This is a genomic window from Brytella acorum (genome assembly GCF_029309905.1).
Taxonomy (GTDB): domain Bacteria; phylum Pseudomonadota; class Alphaproteobacteria; order Acetobacterales; family Acetobacteraceae; genus Brytella; species Brytella acorum.
In genome coordinates, this window is the sequence record NZ_JARBJP010000005.1 from 193,157 (window position 1) to 212,459 (window position 19,303).

A 19,303-nucleotide genomic window follows, 5' to 3' on the forward strand; every position below is an offset into this window, starting at 1 on the left:
CGAGGGCGATTCATGAGCGAGACGGCCTATCTTCCCATCATTGATCTCGGTCCGGCACGCGCGGGCGACTATGCCCCGACCGGGGCGCTCATCAGCAATGCCTTTTCGACGTCTGGCTTCTGCTATCTGCGCAATCACGGGATTTCCGAAGACCTGATCCGCCGCGTCCACGACGAGGCGCTCGATTTTTTTCATGCGCCGATGGACGAAAAGCTGGCCTGCAAGCCGAAGGAAGCCGTGCGCGGCTTCAACGCCCTGAACCGCACGACGATGTATGGCGCCGAAAACCCGGACTACAAGGAGTTCTACCAGATCGGTCTGGAGCTTCCGGCCGATGATCCCGTTGTTTTGGCAGGGCAGCCTTTGCGTGGTCCGAACCAGTGGCCCGCGGACCGGCCCGCGTTTCGCGAGGCCATGACGGATTATTTCGAGGCCGTCGGGGTCTGCGGGCAGCATCTGCTACGCGCCGTGGCGTGCTCGCTCGGGATCGCACCGGATTTCTTCGTTTCCAAATATGATCGTCCTTTGCAGCGGACCCAGGCCATCTGGTATCCGCCGCACCCGCCGGAGCGCGAGAAGGACCAGTTCGGGGTCGCGCCGCATACCGATTACGGATGCATCACCCTGCTGTGGCAGGACGGCACCGGTGGCCTCGATGTGCAGGGCGTGGACGGGCAATGGGTGCCCGCGCCGCCCATTCCGGGGACGCTGGTCATCAATATCGGTGATCTTCTCTGTCGCTGGTCCAATCGACGCTATAATTCGAACATGCATCGCGTGACCAATCGTTCGGGCCGGGAACGTCTTTCGATCGCGACGTTCTACGATCCCGATTATGACGCCATTGTCGATCCGCGTGATCTGAACCTGCCGGACGGGGTGGACTCCCTTTTTCCGCCCGTTTCGGCGGGCGATTACATCATCGGGCGAATTCGGGATTCGCAGAAGCCGAAGAGCCCCTGACACCAGGTAAAGGCAAGGGCGCTGCCCTTGACCCGCCAAAGGCCCCGGCCTTTGGGAACCGATGCGTTGATGTCGATGGGGTAAAGGGGTTTAAACCCCTTCCGGGTGCAGGCAGAGCCCGAGGGGGATCCTTCAGGACGGCAGAGGCCAGAGCGCCGTTCGTCCGGCCCTTCGCAGCGCCGCGATATCGCACAGCCCCGCCAGCGCCATGACGTCGCGGAGTTCGCGCTCCAGATCCGCGAGCGCCGCGCCGACGCCGCGCGCGCCATAGGCCGCCAGTCCCCACGCCCAGGGACGTCCGAGCGAAACGGCGGAAGCGCCCAGCGCCAGGGCGGTGACGACATCCCCACCGCGCCGGATGCCGCCATCAACGACGATGTCCAGCCGCCCGCCGATGACGTCCGCGATGGCTGGCAGGACATCCAGCGTTCCCGGCGCGGGGTCCATCTGGCGACCGCCATGATTGGAGACGATGATGCCATCCGCGCCGTGTTCCGCCGCGCGCAGGGCGTCGTCCGGATGCATGATGCCCTTGACCACGAGCGCGCCGTTCCATGCGTCGCGCAGCCAGGCCAGGTCGTCCCAGTCCAGCGTCGGGTCGATTTGTGCGGCCACGTCGCGTGCCTGTGCCATGACGCCGCGCGCCGTCGTGTAACGGTCGATATTGCCCACGGTATTGCGTCCCCGCCTCACGGTATCCGTTAACCACAAGGGGCGTTTCAGCAGCCCGACCATCTGGGCGGCGGTCGGGCGCGAAAGATGCCGGAAGCCATTGCGCACATCGCGCTCACGCACCGGGGTGATGGCGGTGTCGATGGTGACGATGATGCCCGACATGCCGCAGGCGCGGGCACGGGCCAGCATGTCACGCGTGATGCCGCGATCGCGCATGACGTAGATCTGCGCCATGAGATCCGCGCCGCTGGCGGCGACGGTTTCCATGGCGTGAATGGAAAAGGTCGAGACGCCCATGCCGACCGAGCGTCTCGCGGCCTCGTTTGCGGCCCCCGGTTCGCCGTCGGCATGGAACATGCCCGCGAAGCCGACGGGGGCGAGGAAAAACGGCAGCCGCCAGGCGCGCCCGAAGCAGGATGTGGTCAGGTCGATGGATGAGACGTCGCGCAGGCCGCGCGGCATGACGCCCCAGCGGGCGAAGGCGGCGCGGTTGCGATGCAGCGTGTGCTCGCCATGCGCGCCGCCATCGATGTAGTCGGCGAAAAGTCGCGGCAGACGACGGCGCGCCTTCCGGGCAAGCCCAGAGAAAGCGCCGTCGTCGATGCCGTGTCCCATCATCGGGTTTTACGCGGCCTCGACGCCGGGCAGGGCGAGCGTATCGGCGGTGACGCGCGTCAGCGCACCGTCGGCGATCAGGCCGTCCGCCACTTCCATGTCCGGTGTGAAGAGCCGGTCCTGCGCGTAGAACGGCACATGTTCGCGCAGCAGGGCCGCCGCCGCCGCCAGAGGCGACGAGGATGTCAGCGGCGCCAGGAAGTCGAGGCCCTGCACGGCGGCGAGATATTCGATCCCGAGGATGGTCCGCACATTGGCGTTGATATCTCCGACGCGACGGGCCGCGAACGTGGCCATCGACACATGGTCTTCCTGATTGGCCGAGGTCGGCAGGCTGTCCACGCTGGCCGGATGGGCGAGCGTCTTGTTTTCGGACGCCAGTGCCGCGGCGGTCACCTGCGCGATCATGAAACCGGAATTGACGCCGCTGTCATTGACGAGGAAGGGCGGCAGGCCACTCATGCTCGGATCGACCAGCAGGGCCAGGCGGCGCTCGGCGATGGCGCCGATCTCCGACACCGCGATTGCGAGCAGATCGGCGGCGATGGCCACGGGTTCGGCATGGAAATTGCCGCCGGAGATCATTTCGTCCGTTTCGGGGAAATGGATCGGGTTGTCCGAGACCGCATTCGCTTCGATCAGCAGAACGCGGGCGACCTGACGCAGGTTGTCGAGCACGGCCCCCATGACCTGCGGCTGGCAGCGCAGGCAGTAAGGGTCCTGCACGCGCTCGTCATCGACCTGATGGGAGACGCGGATGGCGGAACCTTCCATGAGCTTGCGATAGACCGCCGCGCATTCGATCTGTCCCTGCTGGCCGCGCAGCGCGTGCAGGCGCGGATCGAACGGTGCATCCGTGCCGCGCGCGGCGTCGAGCGTCAGGGAGCCGGTCACGAGCGCGGCCTGGAACAGGCGCTCGGCATCGAACAGCGCGACGAGGGCCAGCGATGTCGAGGCCTGCGTGCCGTTCAGCAGCGCGAGGCCTTCCTTGGGGCCGAGTTCGACCGGCTCCAGCCCGGCGGCGCGCAGGGCCTCGCGGCCCGGCAGACGCCTGCCATCAAAGAACGCCTCGCCCTCGCCGATCACGACAGCGGACATATGGGCCAGCGGGGCCAGATCGCCCGAAGCGCCGACCGAGCCTTTTTCCGGAATGACCGGGATGACGCCGCGATCCAGCATGTCCAGCAGGATCTGGACCACTTCCAGCCGCACGCCGGAAAAGCCGCGCGCCAGGCCGTTGGCCTTGAGCAGGAGAATTAGCCGCACCACGCGCTCGGGCAGCGGCTTGCCGATGCCGGCCGCGTGGCTGAGCACGAGATTGCGCTGGAGGTCGCGCAGGCGGTCATCGGGAATGCGCGTCTTGGCGAGCTTGCCGAAGCCGGTATTCACTCCATAGACTGCGGCGCCCCCGGCGACGATGCGCTCCACCGAACGCGCGGCGGCATGAAGCACCTCGGCCGTGTCCGGGCTGAGAGTCACGCGCGGCGTGGTGAAGACGAAGTCGCGCAGTGTCGCGAGATCGAGCTGGCCGGGGTGGAGAACGAGTGTCTGCGTCATGGCCGTCAGCCTTTGGTGATCATGGGGAGGTTGAGGCCCTTTTCGTGGGCGCAGTCAATCGCGATGTCATAGCCCGCATCGGCATGGCGCATGACGCCGGTGCCGGGATCGTTCCACAACACGCGCTCTAGACGCCCGGCCGCGTCCTCGGTGCCGTCGGCGACGATGACCATGCCGGAATGCTGCGAAAAGCCCATGCCGACGCCGCCGCCATGATGCAGCGAAACCCAGGTCGCGCCCGAGGCCGTGTTCAGCAGCGCATTGAGCAGCGGCCAGTCGGACACGGCGTCCGAGCCGTCGCGCATGGCTTCGGTTTCTCGGTTGGGGCTGGCGACCGAGCCGCTGTCGAGATGGTCGCGTCCAATGACGATCGGGGCCTTGAGTTCACCCTTGGCCACCATCTCATTGAAAGCGAGGCCGAGGCGATGGCGGTCGCCCAGACCGACCCAGCAGATGCGCGACGGCAGACCCTGGAAGTGGATCTTCTCGCGCGCCATGTCGAGCCAGTTGTGGAGATGCTTGTCGTCCGGCAGCAGTTCCTTGACCTTGGCGTCGGTCTTGAAGATGTCCTCCGGATCGCCGGACAATGCGGCCCAGCGGAACGGGCCGATGCCACGGCAGAAAAGCGGGCGGATATAAGCGGGCACGAAGCCGGGGAAGGCGAACGCGTCCTCGCAGCCGACCTCGAAAGCCATCTGGCGGATGTTGTTGCCGTAGTCGAAAGTAGGGATGCCCATGCGGTGAAAGGCCACCATGGCTTCGACATGCAGGCGCATGGACTCCTTGGCGGCCTTCTCGACGGCGGCAGGGTCGGTCACGCGCATCTTCGCGGCCTTGTCGAGCGTCCATCCGGCGGGAAGATAGCCATTGAGCGGGTCGTGCGCGGAGGTCTGGTCCGTCACGCCATCGGGGCGGATGCCGCGTCGGACGAGTTCGGGAAAGATCTCGGCGGCGTTGCCGAGCAGGCCGACCGAGACGGGGTTGCCGCTCTTGCAGGCGGCGTCGATGATTTCGAGGGCCTCATCCAGCGTGTCCACGCGGCGATCGAGATAGCCCGTCTGGAGGCGCTTTTCGATGCGGCCCGGTTCGCACTCGACGGCGAGCAGCGAAGCGCCCGCCATGACGGCGGCCAGCGGCTGCGCGCCGCTCATGCCGCCGAGGCCGCCGGTCAGAATCCATCGGCCCTTGAGATCGCCGCCGTAATATTGACGGCCCATTTCGACGAAGGTCTCATACGTGCCCTGAACGATGCCCTGCGTTCCGATATAGATCCACGATCCGGCGGTCATCTGGCCGTACATCATCAGTCCGGCGCGATCGAGTTCGTTGAACTTGTCCCAGTTCGCCCAATGCGGAACGAGGTTGGAATTGGCGATCAGCACGCGCGGGGCGTTCGGGTGAGTGCGGAACACGCCGACCGGCTTGCCGGACTGCACGAGCAGGGTCTCGTCGCTTTCCAGCGCCCGGAGGCTGTTGACGATCTGATCGTAGCATTCCCAGTTGCGCGCCGCGCGACCGATGCCGCCATAGACAACCAGTTCCGAAGGCTTTTCGGCGACTTCCGGGTCGAGGTTGTTCATCAGCATGCGCAGCGCGGCTTCTGTCTGCCAGCTTTTGGCCGTCAGATCGGAGCCGTGATCGGCGCGGATGACGCGATCATTGGAGAGACGGGAAAAGGTCGGACTGCTCATGACACTACCCTGACTGTACTTGTATATACATCAAGGAGTGCCGCAGCCTCCCGCTTCTTGTCAACGGGAAATCGTCAGCAAAGCGTATCGAGTCGCCTAGCCTTGAACGCATGTCCGGTCACAGGCGCGTTTTTGGAAGCCCTACGGGCGGTAGCGACCCACGAAGCTGTAGCGGCTGCCGGAATAGGTGAAGACGCCTTTCATCACGACGCGGCCGTCCACCCAGGTGCGGCGCATGAGTTGCAGGCAGGCTTCCGGCTCGTCGAGGTCGAGCAGGGTGCAGATGTCGAGGCTCGGCGTGACCGCGAAGACGACATGCTCGATTTCCTCGGGATGGGCGATGGCCGAGAGGTGCCGGTGCGGATGCGTCAGGGTAAAGTCCTGATCCAGATAATCCGGCGCGAAATGGGGAGATACGAAACGTTCTTCAACCTGAAGCGGCGTTCCGTCTTCGTAATGGACGATGATGGAATGAAAAAGCCGCGCGCCGGGACGCTGCCCGAAAGCCATGGCGAGGTCGCTGTCGGCGCGAATGGAGTCCAGCGTTATGATGCGCGTGCTGTGAACATGGCCGTTGGAGACGATGTCATCGGCGATATCACGCAGTTCCAGAAGTTCGACGCGCTGCGCCGGTTCGGCCACGAAGGTGCCGACGCCCTGGGCGCGCGTCACCACGCCATCGACGGTCAGTTCGCGCAGCGCGCGATGAACGGTCATGCGCGAGACGCCGAGGATTTCGACAAGTTCGCTTTCCGATGGGAGGCGGTGGCCGACGCCCCATTCGCCGGTTTCGATGCGTTCAGTGATATACAACTTTACCTGTTCATAACGGGCCGCAGGTCTGTCTTTTCCCAAAGTTGTCGCCACTGAGCTTTACCTTATTTTAAACGGCAGATGTCTATACTGGCATGAACCATGTGGGCGTATCCATATCTTACGTTACGCTTCCGTCCGGAACGCCGCCGAAAATGCGTGTCACCGGAACGACGCCGCCGATCCAGTAGGACAGTTCATGTGGACCCGACACGTTCCAGAGCGCCATGTCGGCGGCCATGCCGGGTGCCAGACGGCCGACAGCGCCATCCAGCCCAAGCGCCCTGGCTGCGATGTGGGTGTGCCCGGCAAGAGTCTCGCCGGGGGTCAGACGGAAGAGCGTGCAGGCCATGTTCATCACGCCGGTCGGCGAGAGAACGGGCGATGTGCCGGGATTGCAATCCGTGGCGAGGCCCATGGGCACGCCATGCTTGCGGAACAGCGCGACCGGTGGAAGCTGATGTTCACGCACGAAATAAAACGCGCCGGGAAGCAGCATGGCGACGGTCCCGGATTCCGCCATGGCCGCGACGCTGGCTTCGCTGGCATATTCGACATGATCGGCCGATAGCGCCCCCCATCTTGCCGCGAGATGGCCGCCGCCGAGATCGGACATCTGGTCGGCATGCAGACGCAGGGGGAGATTCCAGCGGCGGGCGGCCTCGAAGATGCGCTCAACTTCGGCGGGCTGGAACGCGATGGTTTCGCAAAAGGCGTCCACGCTGTCGGCCAGCCCTGCGTCGGCCACGGCCGGCAGCATCGTCTCGCAGAGATGGGTGACGTAGTCGCCCTGGCGTCCGGCAAACTCGGGAGGCAGGGCATGCGCTCCGAGAAAGGTGGTGTGCACGCGGATCGGCAGATGTTCGCTGACGGCGCGTGCGACGCGAAGCTGTTTGAGTTCGTCGTCCAGCGTCAGGCCATAGCCCGACTTGATTTCCACCGTGGTCACGCCATTGGTGATGAGGCGGCGTGCGCGTTTGAGGGTGAGGGCCAGAAGCTCCGCCTCGCTCGCCTCCCGCGTTGCCCGCACGGTCGAGAGGATACCGCCGCCGCGTCGCGCGATGTCCTGATAGGACACGCCTTGCAGTCGCTCGGCGAATTCCGCGCTGCGATCGCCACCGAAAACGAGATGGGTATGCGGGTCGACCAGCCCGGCGGTCATCCAGCCGCCCTGGCCGGAAATCACTTCGCTGGCGAGGGTTTCCGGCGCGGCGGGCAGATCCGCCTGACGGCCGACCCAGACGATTTTTCCCTGGTTCGCGGCGATGGCGCCGTTCCGTACGATCCCGAAATCATCGCCGCCCGGCTGTCCGGTGCCGTGGGCGTCGGTTGCCAGATGAACGTCAATCCACAACCGCTCCCACATGCGCCTCTCCGTCATTTCGGGGTCTTGACCAATAACATATATACATGTCTAGTTCTTGCGTCGTCACCGTGCAACGACAATTCCCTCGACATTGATTGACAGGCGGCTCCATGTCCTCACCGACGCGCTCCGTTTTTGCCCGCCAGGCCCTGTTGCCGGGCGGCTGGCGTTCCGATGTCCGCCTCGAATTTTCGGGCGGCCGCTTCACCGCGATCGATGCCGGTGTCGCTGCGCATCCCGCGGACGAGCGCGCCGATATCGTCCTGCCTCCGCTGCCGAGCCTACATTCGCATGCCTTCCAGCGCGCCATGGCGGGGCTGACGGAAACGCGTCGCGATCCTGCGGATTCATTCTGGACATGGCGCGAGCAGATGTACGCGCTGGCCTCGCGCATCGATCCGGACGGCATGCGGGCGATCGCGGCCCAGCTTTACATGGAAATGCTCAAGGCGGGTTTCACGCAGGTGGCGGAGTTTCACTATCTCCATCGCGCGCCGGATGGCCGACCTTATGACCGCCCGGCGGAGATGGCTTTCAGCGTTGTGGACGGCGCGGGCGAAGCGGGGATCGGCATGACGCTGCTGCCCACGCTCTATCGCCGCGCCGGGTTCGGTCGGCCGCTCGCCCCGGAACAGAAGCGCTTTGAAAGCGCGCCCGATTTCATCGTCGGGATCATGACGGACATCGCAGCCGCGCATCGCGACAACGGCCGGGTCCATGTCGGTGTGGGGCTGCACTCCCTCCGCGCCGTCAATCGCGAGGACATCATCGCCATGCTGGCGCTCGTCCCCCAGGATGTTCCCATCCATATTCATATTGCCGAACAGCAACGGGAAGTCGCGGATTGCGTGGAGTTTCTGGGCCGTCGTCCGGTGGCGTGGCTGCTGGATGAAATCGCGGTCGATGCGCGCTGGTGCCTCGTCCATGCCACGCATCTGGACCCTGGCGAGACGCGTCGTTTCGCCGCTTCGGGCGCGGTCGCGGGGCTTTGTCCGATCACGGAGGCTAATCTGGGAGACGGTCTCTTCCCGCTGGTCGATTTCATCGATGCCGGTGGGCGCTTCGGTATCGGGACGGACAGCAATGTTCTGGCCAGCGCGAATGAGGAGCTTCGTCTGCTGGAATACGGGCAGCGGCTTTCGGCCCGGAAGCGGTGTCTTGCGCTGCCGGGCGACGAGAAGGGGTCTGTCGGGCGTTATCTTTATGACGCGTCCCTGAAAGGCGGGTCGCTGGCCTGCGGGCATGGGGGCGGGGCGCTTGCCGTCGGACAGCGCGCGGATCTGTGTGTCGTGCGCGAAGCGGCGCTCCCGCTGCCGGACCTGCGGGGGGATGCCGTGCTCGACAGCCTGGTTTTCGCGCGTGCCGCTTTCCCGGCCCATAATGTATTATGTGGTGGAGACTGGGTCGTGCGGGAGGGTCGTCACGTCCGTGAAGACGAGATTTCCGCGGCGTTCCGGGCCGCGATCCGCCATCTGCGTTCCTGAGAGGAAGGAAGAATCCATGTCCGAGCTTCCGGTTTTCAGCTTCGCGCGCGGTGATGCGCCCGTTCTGGTCACCATCCCTCACGCCGGAACGGCGCTCATGCCCGGCATGGCCGGACGGATGACGGACACAGGCGCGGCCCTGCCGGATACCGACTGGTATATGGAGCGGCTTTACGCGGGCGCGTTCGCTCTCGGTATTGGCGTATTGCGGGCCAATTACTCGCGCTACGTGATCGATCTGAACCGGGGCGCCGATGATGCGACGCTCTATCCCGGCCGCCCCAAGACCGGTCTCGTGCCGGAACTCACATTCGATGGAGAGCCCATCTACCGCGAAGGTGAAGCGCCGGATGAGGCGGAAATCGCGGCGCGACGCCTGGCGTACTGGCAGCCTTACCATGACGCCGTCGCGGAAGAACTGGCGCGGCTGAAAGCGCGCTGGGGATGGGCCGTGCTGTGGGACGGGCATTCCATCCGCGACGAGATCCCGCGCCTGTTCGAGGGACGGCTCCCGGACCTCAATTTCGGGACCAATGAAGGCGCGTCCTGCGATCCCTCGCTGATGGCTCCGATCATGGAAAGCGTCGGGAAGCAGGTGCGTTATACGCATGTGCTCAACGGACGTTTCAAGGGGGGTTACACGACGCGGCATTATGGTCGGCCACCGGAAGGACTGCATGCGATCCAGCTTGAAAAGGCGCAGAATGTATATCTCGACGGGCAGCGCGCGCCCTGGCCGATCAGCGAAACGAAGCTGCGGGATATGGCCGGGATCGTGGCCGGTTTTCTGCGCCAGGCGAAGGCGTGGCGTCCCTAAACCGTAAAGGCTCTGTCATACTTCTGTCATAAACCGTTCATCGGAGCTTCACACACCGATCACGAAGTTGCGACTAGGTTCCGCCCGTCTCGACCCGCCACGTTACGGAAAGATCATCATGCCGCACTCTTCGCTGGGTTTTCGACTCTTTCTGGCGGTTTTCTGCTCGCCGCTGGCCGTGGCCACGGCTCTTGCCGCCCCGGCCAAGTCACCGGCTCGACCCCTGGTCCAGGCTCCGGCAACGAGCAAAAAGACGCCAGCCTCTCAGCATAAAGCCAAGGCCGCGGCCCTTGCCGGTGGCAGTGAGCAGCTTGTGATCACGGCACGCCGCACCCGGTCCGAGCAGGCCCTGGGTCATGTGCAGATCCAGCGCCTCCTGCCCGGCGTCAACCCGGTCAAGGCCCTGGAGATTCTTCCCGGCGTCGTGTTCAACGATGCGGACCCCTGGGGAAATAACGAGCAGAATTCCTCGCTCTACGTTCACGGTTTCAACCAGAACCAGCTGGGTTATACGCTGGATGGCGTTCCGCTCGGCGACCAGGCCTATGGCAATTATAACGGGCTTTCGCCGCAGCGCGCGGTGATCAGCGAAAATGTCGGGTCGGCGTCGGTTTCAAGTGGCGCGGGCGCGCTGGGCACGGCCTCGACGTCCAATCTGGGTGGAACGCTTCAGTTCACGACACAGGATCCGCTGCACCAGCGCGGCGCGCAGATCGAGCAGGTCTTTGGCAGCTGGTCCACGTTCCGCACCTTCGCGCGGGTCGATACGGGCGATTTCGGCAATGGCAACTCGGCCTATGTATCGTTCGTGCGCCAGGACGCCCGTGCGTGGGATTTCGCCGGGCATCAGGGTGGTTATCAGGTCAACGCGAAATTCGTGCATAACAGCGAGCGCGACCATGTTTCGGCGTTCTTCGACTGGTCGCAGAAAGTCGAGCCGAACGAGGATAGCGTTACGCTGCCACAGGGTTATGGGACCTATGTGCGCCCGTTTACCTATCCTGATTTCAATTACGCGAAGAATTATATCAATTCGGCTGCCTATAAAAATGCCGGTCTGAATTATCGCAATTATTATTCCGCCGCACAGCGCGAGGATTTCCTCGCCTATGCGAAGTGGACGCATGATTTCAGCGAGAACCTGCACTGGGACAATACGATCTATTATCATCACGATCTCGGCGAAGGCGTGGTGGCCGGTCCGATCACGGCCGCGGGCCTGCCGACGCTTTTCGCGGCATATTTCCCCGGCCAGGAGCTGAACACGGTTTTCGGCGGCTCGGGCTACGCGACCCGCACGACCGAATACTGGGACAATCGCGGTGGCATCACCTCCGCGTTGCGCTATCACCTCGGCAATCACTCGATCGAGCTGGGCGGCTGGTATGAGCGCAACAACAACACGCAGGCGCGCCGGTGGTATGCGCTGGACGCTGATAATCCCACGACGCCCTATGAGCGCCAGCAGGATCCTCTGATCCACCAGTATACCAATAATTTCTATACCAATACTTTCGTGACACACCTTCAGGATACCTGGAAAATCACGAAGAACTTCTCGTTGATGGCGGGTTTCAAATCCGAACTCGTCTACACCAACGGCACTCTGCCGGTCGCAGCCAAGCCGGGCTCTCTTTCGCCGTCTTACGCTGTCACGGCGCCCGGCGGGGAAATCGATGCGGCCAAGCCGTTCCTGCCGGCTTTCGGCGCGGTCTGGAATATCACGCCCAATGAGCAGTGGTTCGCCAATATCCAGGAAAACATGCGGTCCTATCAGGATGCGGGTTACGGCAACGCGACGCCCTGGGGCGCCACCAGCCAGGCGGCTTTCGAAGAGTTCAAGCAGCACGGCAAGCCCGAGACGTCCTGGACCTATGAAACGGGTCTGCGCGAGCATCGTCACGTCAATCTCGGCCCGCTGACGGATATCGAGGGTCAGGTCGAATACTACCACGTCCATTTTTCGAACCGTCTCCTGGCGATCGCGACCACGCAGACGCTGTCTTCTATCATCGGTTCGGCGACGACGCTTGCCAATGTGGGCTCGGTCACGACGGATGGCATGGATTTCTCCTTCACCACCCATTTCGGCCCGCATTTCTCTCTCTACAACGCGCTGTCGTACAACAAGTCGATCTATAACGATAACTACGGCAACGGGAAAACGATCATCCAGACGGCGGGTAAAAACGTTGTTGGCATGCCGGACTGGTCGGAGAAATTCGTCTTTTCCACCAACTGGGGAAATGCCTATGGTCAGTTCGTCGGAGACGTGATCGGCAAGCGTTACGCCACGTACACCAACGACATGTGGGCCGCGCCCTATGCGCAGTTCAGCATCAATGCGGGATACACGTTCCACCATATCCCCCATATCGCGGCCCTGAAGGTTCAGGGTAACATCACGAACCTGACCAATACCAAGGGCTGGTCGACGATCAATGCGACGCAGACATCGGGTCAGTTCTCGGCCTATCCGATTGCGCCGCGCATGTTCTTCCTGACCCTGAGCGCGTCTCTCTGAAAGGCGAAACGATGCTGACACGCCGCCATTCCCTGGCTCTTCTGGCGACGGCTCTCTGCGTCCCGCAGGGTCGTGCGAAAGCGGCTCCCACATTGGCTCCGAAGCCTCTGGTCTTCGCGCATCGCGGCGCTTCGGCGCTGCGGCCGGAGCACACGCTCGCTTCTTACGCGCGGGCGATGATGGACGGGGCCGATTTCATCGAGCCGGACCTCGTCATGACCAGGGACGGCCATCTGGTCGTCCGGCATGAAAGCAATATCGCGGACACGACCGATGTGGCGGATCATCCGGAGTTCGCGTCCCGCCGACGCACCGTCGAAATCGACGGCCGGAACGAGACGGGCTGGTTCACGACGGATTTCACGCTCTCCGAACTCAAGACCCTGCGCGCCCGCGAACGTCTGGCGCAGATCCGCGTCCACAACACGCGCTATAACGATCATTTTGAAATTCCGACGTTCGAGGAAGTCATCGAGCAGGTGGCCGCCCAGTCCGCCGCGACGGGACGGGTTTTCGGTCTGGTGCCCGAGATCAAGAATTCCACGCATTTCCACAGCCTGGGTCTGGACCCCGAGGCGGCTTTCCTGCGCACGATCGCCGCCCACGAATACACGCGACAGGCTCCGCTCGAAGTCCAGTCTTTCGAGACGGGCAATCTCCGGCGCATCCGTGCGGACATTCTGGCGATCAACCCGCAGGCGCGGCTGATGCTGCTGATGGGAGAGCGCAAGGCCGTGCCGCCCGATCTTCTCAAGGCCGGAAAATCCACGACATTCGCGGACCTCATGACGCCGCGCGGCCTGGCCGAGGTGCGTCGCTATGCCGACGTCATCGGTCCGTCCAACACGGATCTTATTCCCCGTGACGCCAGGGGCGCATGGCTTGAACCGACGACACTGGTGACAGACGCGCATCAGGCTGGTCTGCTGGTTCATTCCTACACGGCGCGGCCCGAAAACCTTTTTCTTCCGGTCCAGCTGCGGAACGCGGCTGGCGATATGGCCCGCAATCCGGACGGGATGATCGCGGAACTGCGCCGCTATCTGGACATGGGGATTGACGGCTTCTTCACCGATGATCCGGCGCTGGGGCGCGTTGCCGTCGATGGGACCCTCTGACAGGGGTTTTTACACCGTGCGGCGGAAGGCTGTAACGTCCGGAATATGGCAGATCTCCCGCCGATCCTGAGTTTGGAGAGGTATGTTTCCCCTGTCGGCGGCCGCGGCGTTTGACGCTTCGTGACGAACTTCATAGGTTCCGGAACGGATTGTCGTCGAACGGGTGAAGTTGCATGGTTTACAGGTTCAGGGCGCACGCGGCGTGCGCGCTCTCGGTCATATCTCTCATGGCCGTCAACGCACGGGCCGCCGGGACGAACCCGCTTTTCAGCGCGAGCACCCTCCCGTTTCAGGCGCCGCGTTTTGATCAGATCAGGGATAGTGACTACGCGCCCGCTTTCGAGAAGGGCATGGCGGATCACCTGCGCGAAATCCAGGCGATCGCCGATAGTCGCGCGGCGCCCGATTTCGAGAACACGATCATTGCGATGGAACGTTCGGGGCGTCTGCTCGACCGCGTGGGAGAGACGTTCTTCGCGGTGTACCAGGCCAATGGCGACGATGCGCTGAATGGGGTTCAGAGCTCTGAGGCGCCGCGTCTGTCGCAGCATTGGGACAGCGTTTATCTCAACGCGCGATTGTTCCAGCGCGTAAAGACGCTGTACGACAGGCGCGCCACCCTGTCGCTCAATGACGAGCAGGCGATGCTCCTCGAGGTCTATTATCAGCAGTTCGTTCATGCGGGAGCGCTGTTGTCGGCGCCCGATAAACGGCGGCTGGAAGCGCTGAACACGCGAATATCGACGCTTGAGACGCTGTACGCCCAGAAACTCGTCGCCAGCGCGCGCGATGCGGCTCTGGTCGTGGACAGCGCGCAGGCCCTGGCCGGTCTCGACGCGGGCGAAGTGGCCTCTGCCAGCAAGGCTGCGGAAGCGAGAAAACTGACCGGCAAATGGGTCGTGCCTTTGCAGAACACGACCCAGCAACCGGCCCTGTCATCGCTGAACCGTCGGGAGACCCGACAGACGCTGTTCCAGCAAAGCTGGACGCGTGCCGAAAAAGGCGATGCCAACGACACGCGCGCCATCATCTCCGAACTTGCCCAGCTTCGTGCGCAAAAGGCTGCTCTTTTCGGCTATCCGGACTTTGCCAGCTATACGCTCTACGACCAGATGGCCAGGACGCCGCAGGCCGTCGAGACGTTCATGCGGAAACTCGTTCCGGCAACGGCGGCGGCACAGAAGCGGGAGGCTGCTGTTCTGCAAACGGCCATGCGAAAGGACGGGAAGGATTTGACGCTCCGCCCGTGGGACTGGGCCTATTATTCCGAACAGGTCCGCCGTGAGAAATATGATCTCAACCAGGATGAGGTGAAGCCCTATTTCGAACTCGACACGGTCCTGCGGGACGGCGTGTTCTATGCCGCGAACCAGCTTTATGGGATCACGTTCCGACAGCGGTCCGATATTCCGGTTTACAATCCCGATGTCATGGTTTTTGAAGTGACGGACAAGGATGGCTCGCCGCTCGGGCTGATGTATTTCGATTACTTCAAGCGCGATAATAAGTTCGGCGGCGCGTGGATGACCAATATGGTCGGACAGTCCAGCCTTCTGGGCACACGCCCGGTGATCTGCAATGTCGCGAATTTCACCAAGGCCGCGCCGGGGCAGCCCCAACTCATCACGTCTTCGGACGTGACGACCATGTTCCATGAATTCGGCCATGCGTTGCACGGGCTGTTCGCCAGCCAGACCTATCCGATGCTTTCCGGCACCAGCGTGGCGCGGGATTTCGTCGAGTTTCCCTCGCAGTTCAACGAAAACTGGGCGACCGATCCCAAGGTTCTGGCGCATTATGCCCGTCATTATAAAACCGGGGCCGCGATGCCCGAGGCGCTCGCGGCCAAGATCCGCAAATCGGCGCATTTCAACCAGGGCTTTGCGCTCGGCGAGGTCGTGGCGGCGGCGCAGCTGGATATGAAATGGCACGCATTGCCCGGCACCGCGCCGCGTCAGGACGTCGATGCTTTCGAAGCCAGGGCCCTCGCGGAGACCGGGCTGGATGTCACGGATGTGCCGCCCCGGTACCGGTCGAGCTATTTTCTGCATATCTGGGGGAACGGATACGCTGCCGGTTACTACGCTTATCTCTGGACGGAAATGCTGGATCAGGACGCGTTCTCGTGGTTCCAGCAGCACGGGGGGCTGACGCGGGCGAACGGGCAGCGGTTCCGCGACATGATTCTCTCCAGGGGCCATACGATGGATTACGGGCCGATGTTCCGTGCTTTCTATGGCAAGGACCCGGATATCGGCCCGATGCTTGCCCATCGTGGGCTGGGGGAGGTAGCGCCGTAAAAGTGGCTGAAGGTGTTCGGCGCGCCCGGCAGGTGTAGGGTGACGCGCGTCGGCGGATTGCGGCGTGCAAGAAGTTTATTGTCTCGTCGTGATCCGTGCGGCATGAGGGACACCATTCGACGCCCCCTCAGTCTGCAAGCAGGTTTTACATGTCAGCGCACACGCCCATCGGTCTTGAGAATGCCACGACGATCGTCAGGGCTCTGACCCATTCGGGGAATTTCCACGTCGATGAGACGCTGGGCTATGTCATCCTCCATTATGCCCTGGCTCCGCAGGGGGATCTGCGGGGCCGCGTTCTCGGCGAGGCGGGCGCGGACAGGCTGACGTTCGAGCGCACGCGCGCGCCGGAGCGCATCGCGGCGGCCGATATCGTGTTCGATGTGGGGGGCGTCCATGAACCCGCGAAAGGCCGTTACGACCATCACATGAAGGACAAGCCGCTGCGCGCGGACGGCACGCCTTACAGTGCTGCGGGGCTTTTGTGGAAGGATTACGGTCATGCCGCCATCCGCAACATTCTCCAGACGCAAGCTGACGAAAACACGGTGTCCTCGATCTGGGAGACGCTCGACCGGGCGCTGATCCTGCCCGTCGATCAGGACGACAACGGCGTTGTGAAGATGGGCAAGCTTTCGCTGGCGGATATTGTATCGGCCTGTAGTCCTGCATGGGATACGGCGGAGCTGTATGGCGTTGCCGAGGCGCAGAAGAGGGAATCTCTTGGGTTCGCAAATGCCGCTACGGCGGTGGAGCGGCATCTGGTCAATATGGTGGACCGGGTGCGTGCCAGCTTGAAAGCCGAAAGCCGGGTTGTGGCCGCGTATGAGGCGGCCGAGGATAAGCGTATCCTCGTCATGGACACCGGCATGCCCACGGAGAAGGTGATCTTCGCGCGGGATCTCCCGGTGGTTTACGTGGTGTCTCCGGCCTCGCCTGACCGTTGGAACGTGAAAGCGGTGCCGCCGACACGGGGAGAGTTCGGCCAGCGCGTGTCTCTGCCTGAAGCGTGGCGCGGGCTGGATGGAAAGGCGCTCGCAGAGGTATCGGGTGTGCCCGACGCGGTCTTCGCCCACCCGGCGCGCTTCATCTGTGGCGCGGCCAGCCGGGAAGGCGCGCTGAAAATGGCGCGTCTGGCCCTGCAGATCGACGAAGCCGAGAAGGCTGCCGCCACCTGACGCAATTTGGGTGGGGAAATTGGCCAGAGATCGGCACGACGCATAGATTGAGTGGCGATTGCGGGTCGCCACTCTGCGAATCAGGACGCTGGCTTGGCTCTGTTCCAGAGCGCGGGTATCTGAAACCGGCCCTCGAAGGATACGGATTCGAGCGGCAGGCGATCGGATGGCGCTTCGCGCGCGCTCAGACCTTCCGGCAGGACGCTGGGGTCGCCCTGCTTGCCGATGACCAGCGCGGCGTTGAGGGCATACTCCTCGGGTAATTCCAGCCCGGCACGTGCAAGGTCATGATCGAAGCCACTCACCGGGTGGGTGGCCCAACCGGCCTGGCTGGCCTGAAGCTGGATCAGGACACTGGCCGCCCCGGCATCGAACGCATGGGTCGGCGCCGGGCGTGGCTCGGGGCTGCTGGACGATGTGGTGACGCTGCGTGAGGCAATGTAGACGATCGCCGAGGCATTCATTGCCCAGGACTGGTTGAACGGGATCAGCCACGACAGGAAGCGCTCCCAGTCTGGCGTGTCGCGGCGTGCATACAAGAAGCGCCAGGGCTGGCTGTTATAGGCCGACGGCGCCCATCGTCCGGCTTCCAGGAGCGCCAGAAGCTCGTCCTGCGTCATGGAGGCGACTTCGAACGCGCGTGGCGACCAGCGGTCGAGGATGAATGGTGCCGCCGAAGAGAGAGCGGCGCGGGAAGGGGCCTTGGTCATGCGGTGGGTCACTCCGTGGTTTTTGTTCGGGGCAGAGCGTGGAAGCGTCGATCGAACCACGTCAGGAGGTCAATGTCATCAGCCCCATGCCGAATGGCCTTCACATGACACATCAGGACATCATGGGTGCCGGAAACATGAACGGCTTCGACCGTGCAGTCGAGAGAGACCACGGCCCGGTCCAGCAGGGGCGCGCCGGTCAAGGCCTGATGCCACGTGCCGTGGGCAAAGCGTTCTTCCGGCTGCAGGCGGGAACTGGCAAAGGCGGCGGCGAGAGCCTGATCGCCTTCACCGAGAATGTTGAAGCCCAGCACATGATTGCCGGCGAAAGCCGTATAAGAACGATTGGTGCGATTCAGGCAGACCAGGAGCGTGGGCGGCGTATCGCTGACGCTGCATACGGCGGACACCGTGAGACCGTGTCGCCCTTCCGGCCCATCGGTGGTCACCACCACCACGGGGGCCCCGAGCCGGCTCATGGCGGCGCGGAAAGCGTCGACCGAAATATCCGGGGGCGGAGCGGACATAAGATTGTCTCCTGTCATGAAGCGGCTTCATCGGGCCACCAGGCGACGCTGGTCATGCTGAGGGAGCCATGCTCGATGTGCCGCGGCTCGAAATCGGGACGGTCGGCAGCGGTGGTCGCGCCCAGCGTGTAGAGCAACGGCCAGTAATGGTCTGGTGAGGGGACGGAGAGCGTGGCCGCGTCCCCGAGCACCTCGTAATCGACCACACCGTCAATGTCTCTGGTGGCGATGGCGTTGACGATATGGTCGTCGAACGTTCTGGCCCAGGGATAGGGGGCGCAGTTCTGCGAGCCCCAGTTCATGCGCGGCAGGTTATGCACGATATTGCCCGTGCCGATGACGAGCACGCCCGCGTCTCGCAGCGGCAGCAATTTCCGGGCCAGGGCGTAATGATCCCGGGGTGAGCGCCGGGCATCAAGGCTGAGTTGCACGACGGGAATATCAGCATCGGGCCACGCTTTGCACAGGACGGACCACGTTCCGTGATCCAGACCCCAGCCACCTTCATCGAGGACAACATGTTCCGGCGCCAGAAGAGCGGCGACCTCACGGGCGACTTCAGGGCTGCCCGGTGCGGGATATTGGATATCGAACAGCGGGCCGGGCAGCGAGCGGCCGAAATCGTGAATGGTTTTTGGATGCGCCATGGCCGTTACGCCGACGCCGCGTGTCAGCCAGTGGGCCGAGATGGAAAGGATGGCGCGTGGTCGACCGTAATCGCGCTCGATCCGCAGGGCGAGGCGTCGCCAGAGCTGTGTGGTTGCGTTGTCCTGCAAGGCGATGGCCGGGCTTCCATGTCCGAAAAATATGACAGGCATCCGCATGGATCGTTCCTTTTGCGTTTCATAAAGGCCCCTGAAGGCTCTTGAAATAGCATGACTGTGGCGCGGCGGGCGTGCCAAGTGTCTTGATGTGACCGTGAATGCAACTTGCTTTTCCATGATAGTCTGCGTCGCATTCAGGCA

Annotated in this window: 15 protein-coding genes; 7 read left to right on the top strand and 8 right to left on the bottom strand. The window is 63.3% G+C overall.

Annotated elements, in window-relative coordinates; translation table 11 throughout:
• The first annotated feature begins 12 nt into the window (after positions 1–12).
• Positions 13–963, top strand: a complete 951-nt coding sequence (locus PWM43_RS10380; RefSeq protein ID WP_289842432.1) for an isopenicillin N synthase family dioxygenase — start codon at positions 13–15, stop codon at positions 961–963.
• A 132-nt stretch (positions 964–1,095) separates the two neighbouring features.
• On the opposite strand, the gene PWM43_RS10385 is transcribed toward PWM43_RS10380, so the two are convergent.
• The 5 genes from PWM43_RS10385 to hutI all read right to left on the bottom strand — a co-directional run bounded on the left by PWM43_RS10385 (position 1,096) and on the right by hutI (position 7,680).
• Positions 1,096–2,256 carry an alpha-hydroxy acid oxidase gene (locus tag PWM43_RS10385; protein WP_289842433.1) on the bottom strand — a complete coding sequence of 387 codons (1,161 nt, stop codon included), beginning with the start codon at positions 2,254–2,256 and terminating at the stop codon, positions 1,096–1,098.
• Between the two features lie 6 nt (positions 2,257–2,262).
• A complete protein-coding gene (gene hutH, locus PWM43_RS10390; RefSeq protein ID WP_289842434.1) occupies positions 2,263–3,810 on the bottom strand; it encodes a histidine ammonia-lyase in 1,548 nt (515 codons plus the stop codon).
• Between the two features lie 5 nt (positions 3,811–3,815).
• On the bottom strand, positions 3,816–5,501 hold the full coding sequence (gene hutU, locus PWM43_RS10395; protein ID WP_289842435.1) for a urocanate hydratase: 1,686 nt from the start codon (positions 5,499–5,501) through the stop codon (positions 3,816–3,818).
• A gap of 141 nt (positions 5,502–5,642) precedes the next feature.
• Positions 5,643–6,368, bottom strand: a complete 726-nt coding sequence (gene hutC, locus PWM43_RS10400) for a histidine utilization repressor (protein WP_289842436.1) — start codon at positions 6,366–6,368, stop codon at positions 5,643–5,645.
• Between the two features lie 67 nt (positions 6,369–6,435).
• Complete coding sequence (gene hutI, locus PWM43_RS10405) at positions 6,436–7,680, bottom strand: imidazolonepropionase (protein WP_289842437.1); 1,245 nt, start codon at positions 7,678–7,680, stop codon at positions 6,436–6,438.
• 110 nt (positions 7,681–7,790) lie between these two features.
• On the opposite strand from hutI, the gene PWM43_RS10410 reads away from it, so the two are divergent.
• The 6 genes from PWM43_RS10410 to PWM43_RS10435 all read left to right on the top strand — a co-directional run bounded on the left by PWM43_RS10410 (position 7,791) and on the right by PWM43_RS10435 (position 17,101).
• Positions 7,791–9,164 carry a formimidoylglutamate deiminase gene (locus tag PWM43_RS10410; protein WP_289842438.1) on the top strand — a complete coding sequence of 458 codons (1,374 nt, stop codon included), beginning with the start codon at positions 7,791–7,793 and terminating at the stop codon, positions 9,162–9,164.
• Positions 9,165–9,180: 16 nt separating this feature from the next.
• Positions 9,181–9,981 (top strand): N-formylglutamate deformylase, encoded by an 801-nt coding sequence (gene hutG / locus PWM43_RS10415; protein ID WP_289842439.1) that lies wholly within the window; start codon positions 9,181–9,183, stop codon positions 9,979–9,981.
• Between the two features lie 118 nt (positions 9,982–10,099).
• A complete protein-coding gene (locus PWM43_RS10420; protein ID WP_289842440.1) occupies positions 10,100–12,505 on the top strand; it encodes a TonB-dependent receptor in 2,406 nt (801 codons plus the stop codon).
• An 11-nt stretch (positions 12,506–12,516) separates the two neighbouring features.
• Positions 12,517–13,623, top strand: a complete 1,107-nt coding sequence (locus tag PWM43_RS10425) for a glycerophosphodiester phosphodiesterase (RefSeq protein ID WP_289842441.1) — start codon at positions 12,517–12,519, stop codon at positions 13,621–13,623.
• A 173-nt stretch (positions 13,624–13,796) separates the two neighbouring features.
• Positions 13,797–15,923, top strand: coding sequence for a M3 family metallopeptidase (locus tag PWM43_RS10430; RefSeq protein ID WP_289842442.1), 2,127 nt, complete (start codon positions 13,797–13,799; stop codon positions 15,921–15,923).
• Positions 15,924–16,072: 149 nt separating this feature from the next.
• On the top strand, positions 16,073–17,101 hold the full coding sequence (locus tag PWM43_RS10435; RefSeq protein ID WP_289842443.1) for an MYG1 family protein: 1,029 nt from the start codon (positions 16,073–16,075) through the stop codon (positions 17,099–17,101).
• A gap of 80 nt (positions 17,102–17,181) precedes the next feature.
• On the opposite strand, the gene PWM43_RS10440 is transcribed toward PWM43_RS10435, so the two are convergent.
• The 3 genes from PWM43_RS10440 to ygiD are packed head-to-tail and all read right to left on the bottom strand — an operon-like array spanning position 17,182 to position 19,156.
• Positions 17,182–17,811, bottom strand: a complete 630-nt coding sequence (locus PWM43_RS10440) for a nitroreductase family protein (RefSeq protein WP_289842444.1) — start codon at positions 17,809–17,811, stop codon at positions 17,182–17,184.
• Positions 17,812–17,819: 8 nt separating this feature from the next.
• Positions 17,820–18,338 (bottom strand): flavin reductase, encoded by a 519-nt coding sequence (locus tag PWM43_RS10445; RefSeq protein ID WP_289842445.1) that lies wholly within the window; start codon positions 18,336–18,338, stop codon positions 17,820–17,822.
• Between the two features lie 14 nt (positions 18,339–18,352).
• Positions 18,353–19,156 (bottom strand): 4,5-DOPA-extradiol-dioxygenase, encoded by an 804-nt coding sequence (ygiD, locus tag PWM43_RS10450; RefSeq protein WP_289842446.1) that lies wholly within the window; start codon positions 19,154–19,156, stop codon positions 18,353–18,355.
• Between the last annotated feature and the right edge of the window lie 147 nt (positions 19,157–19,303).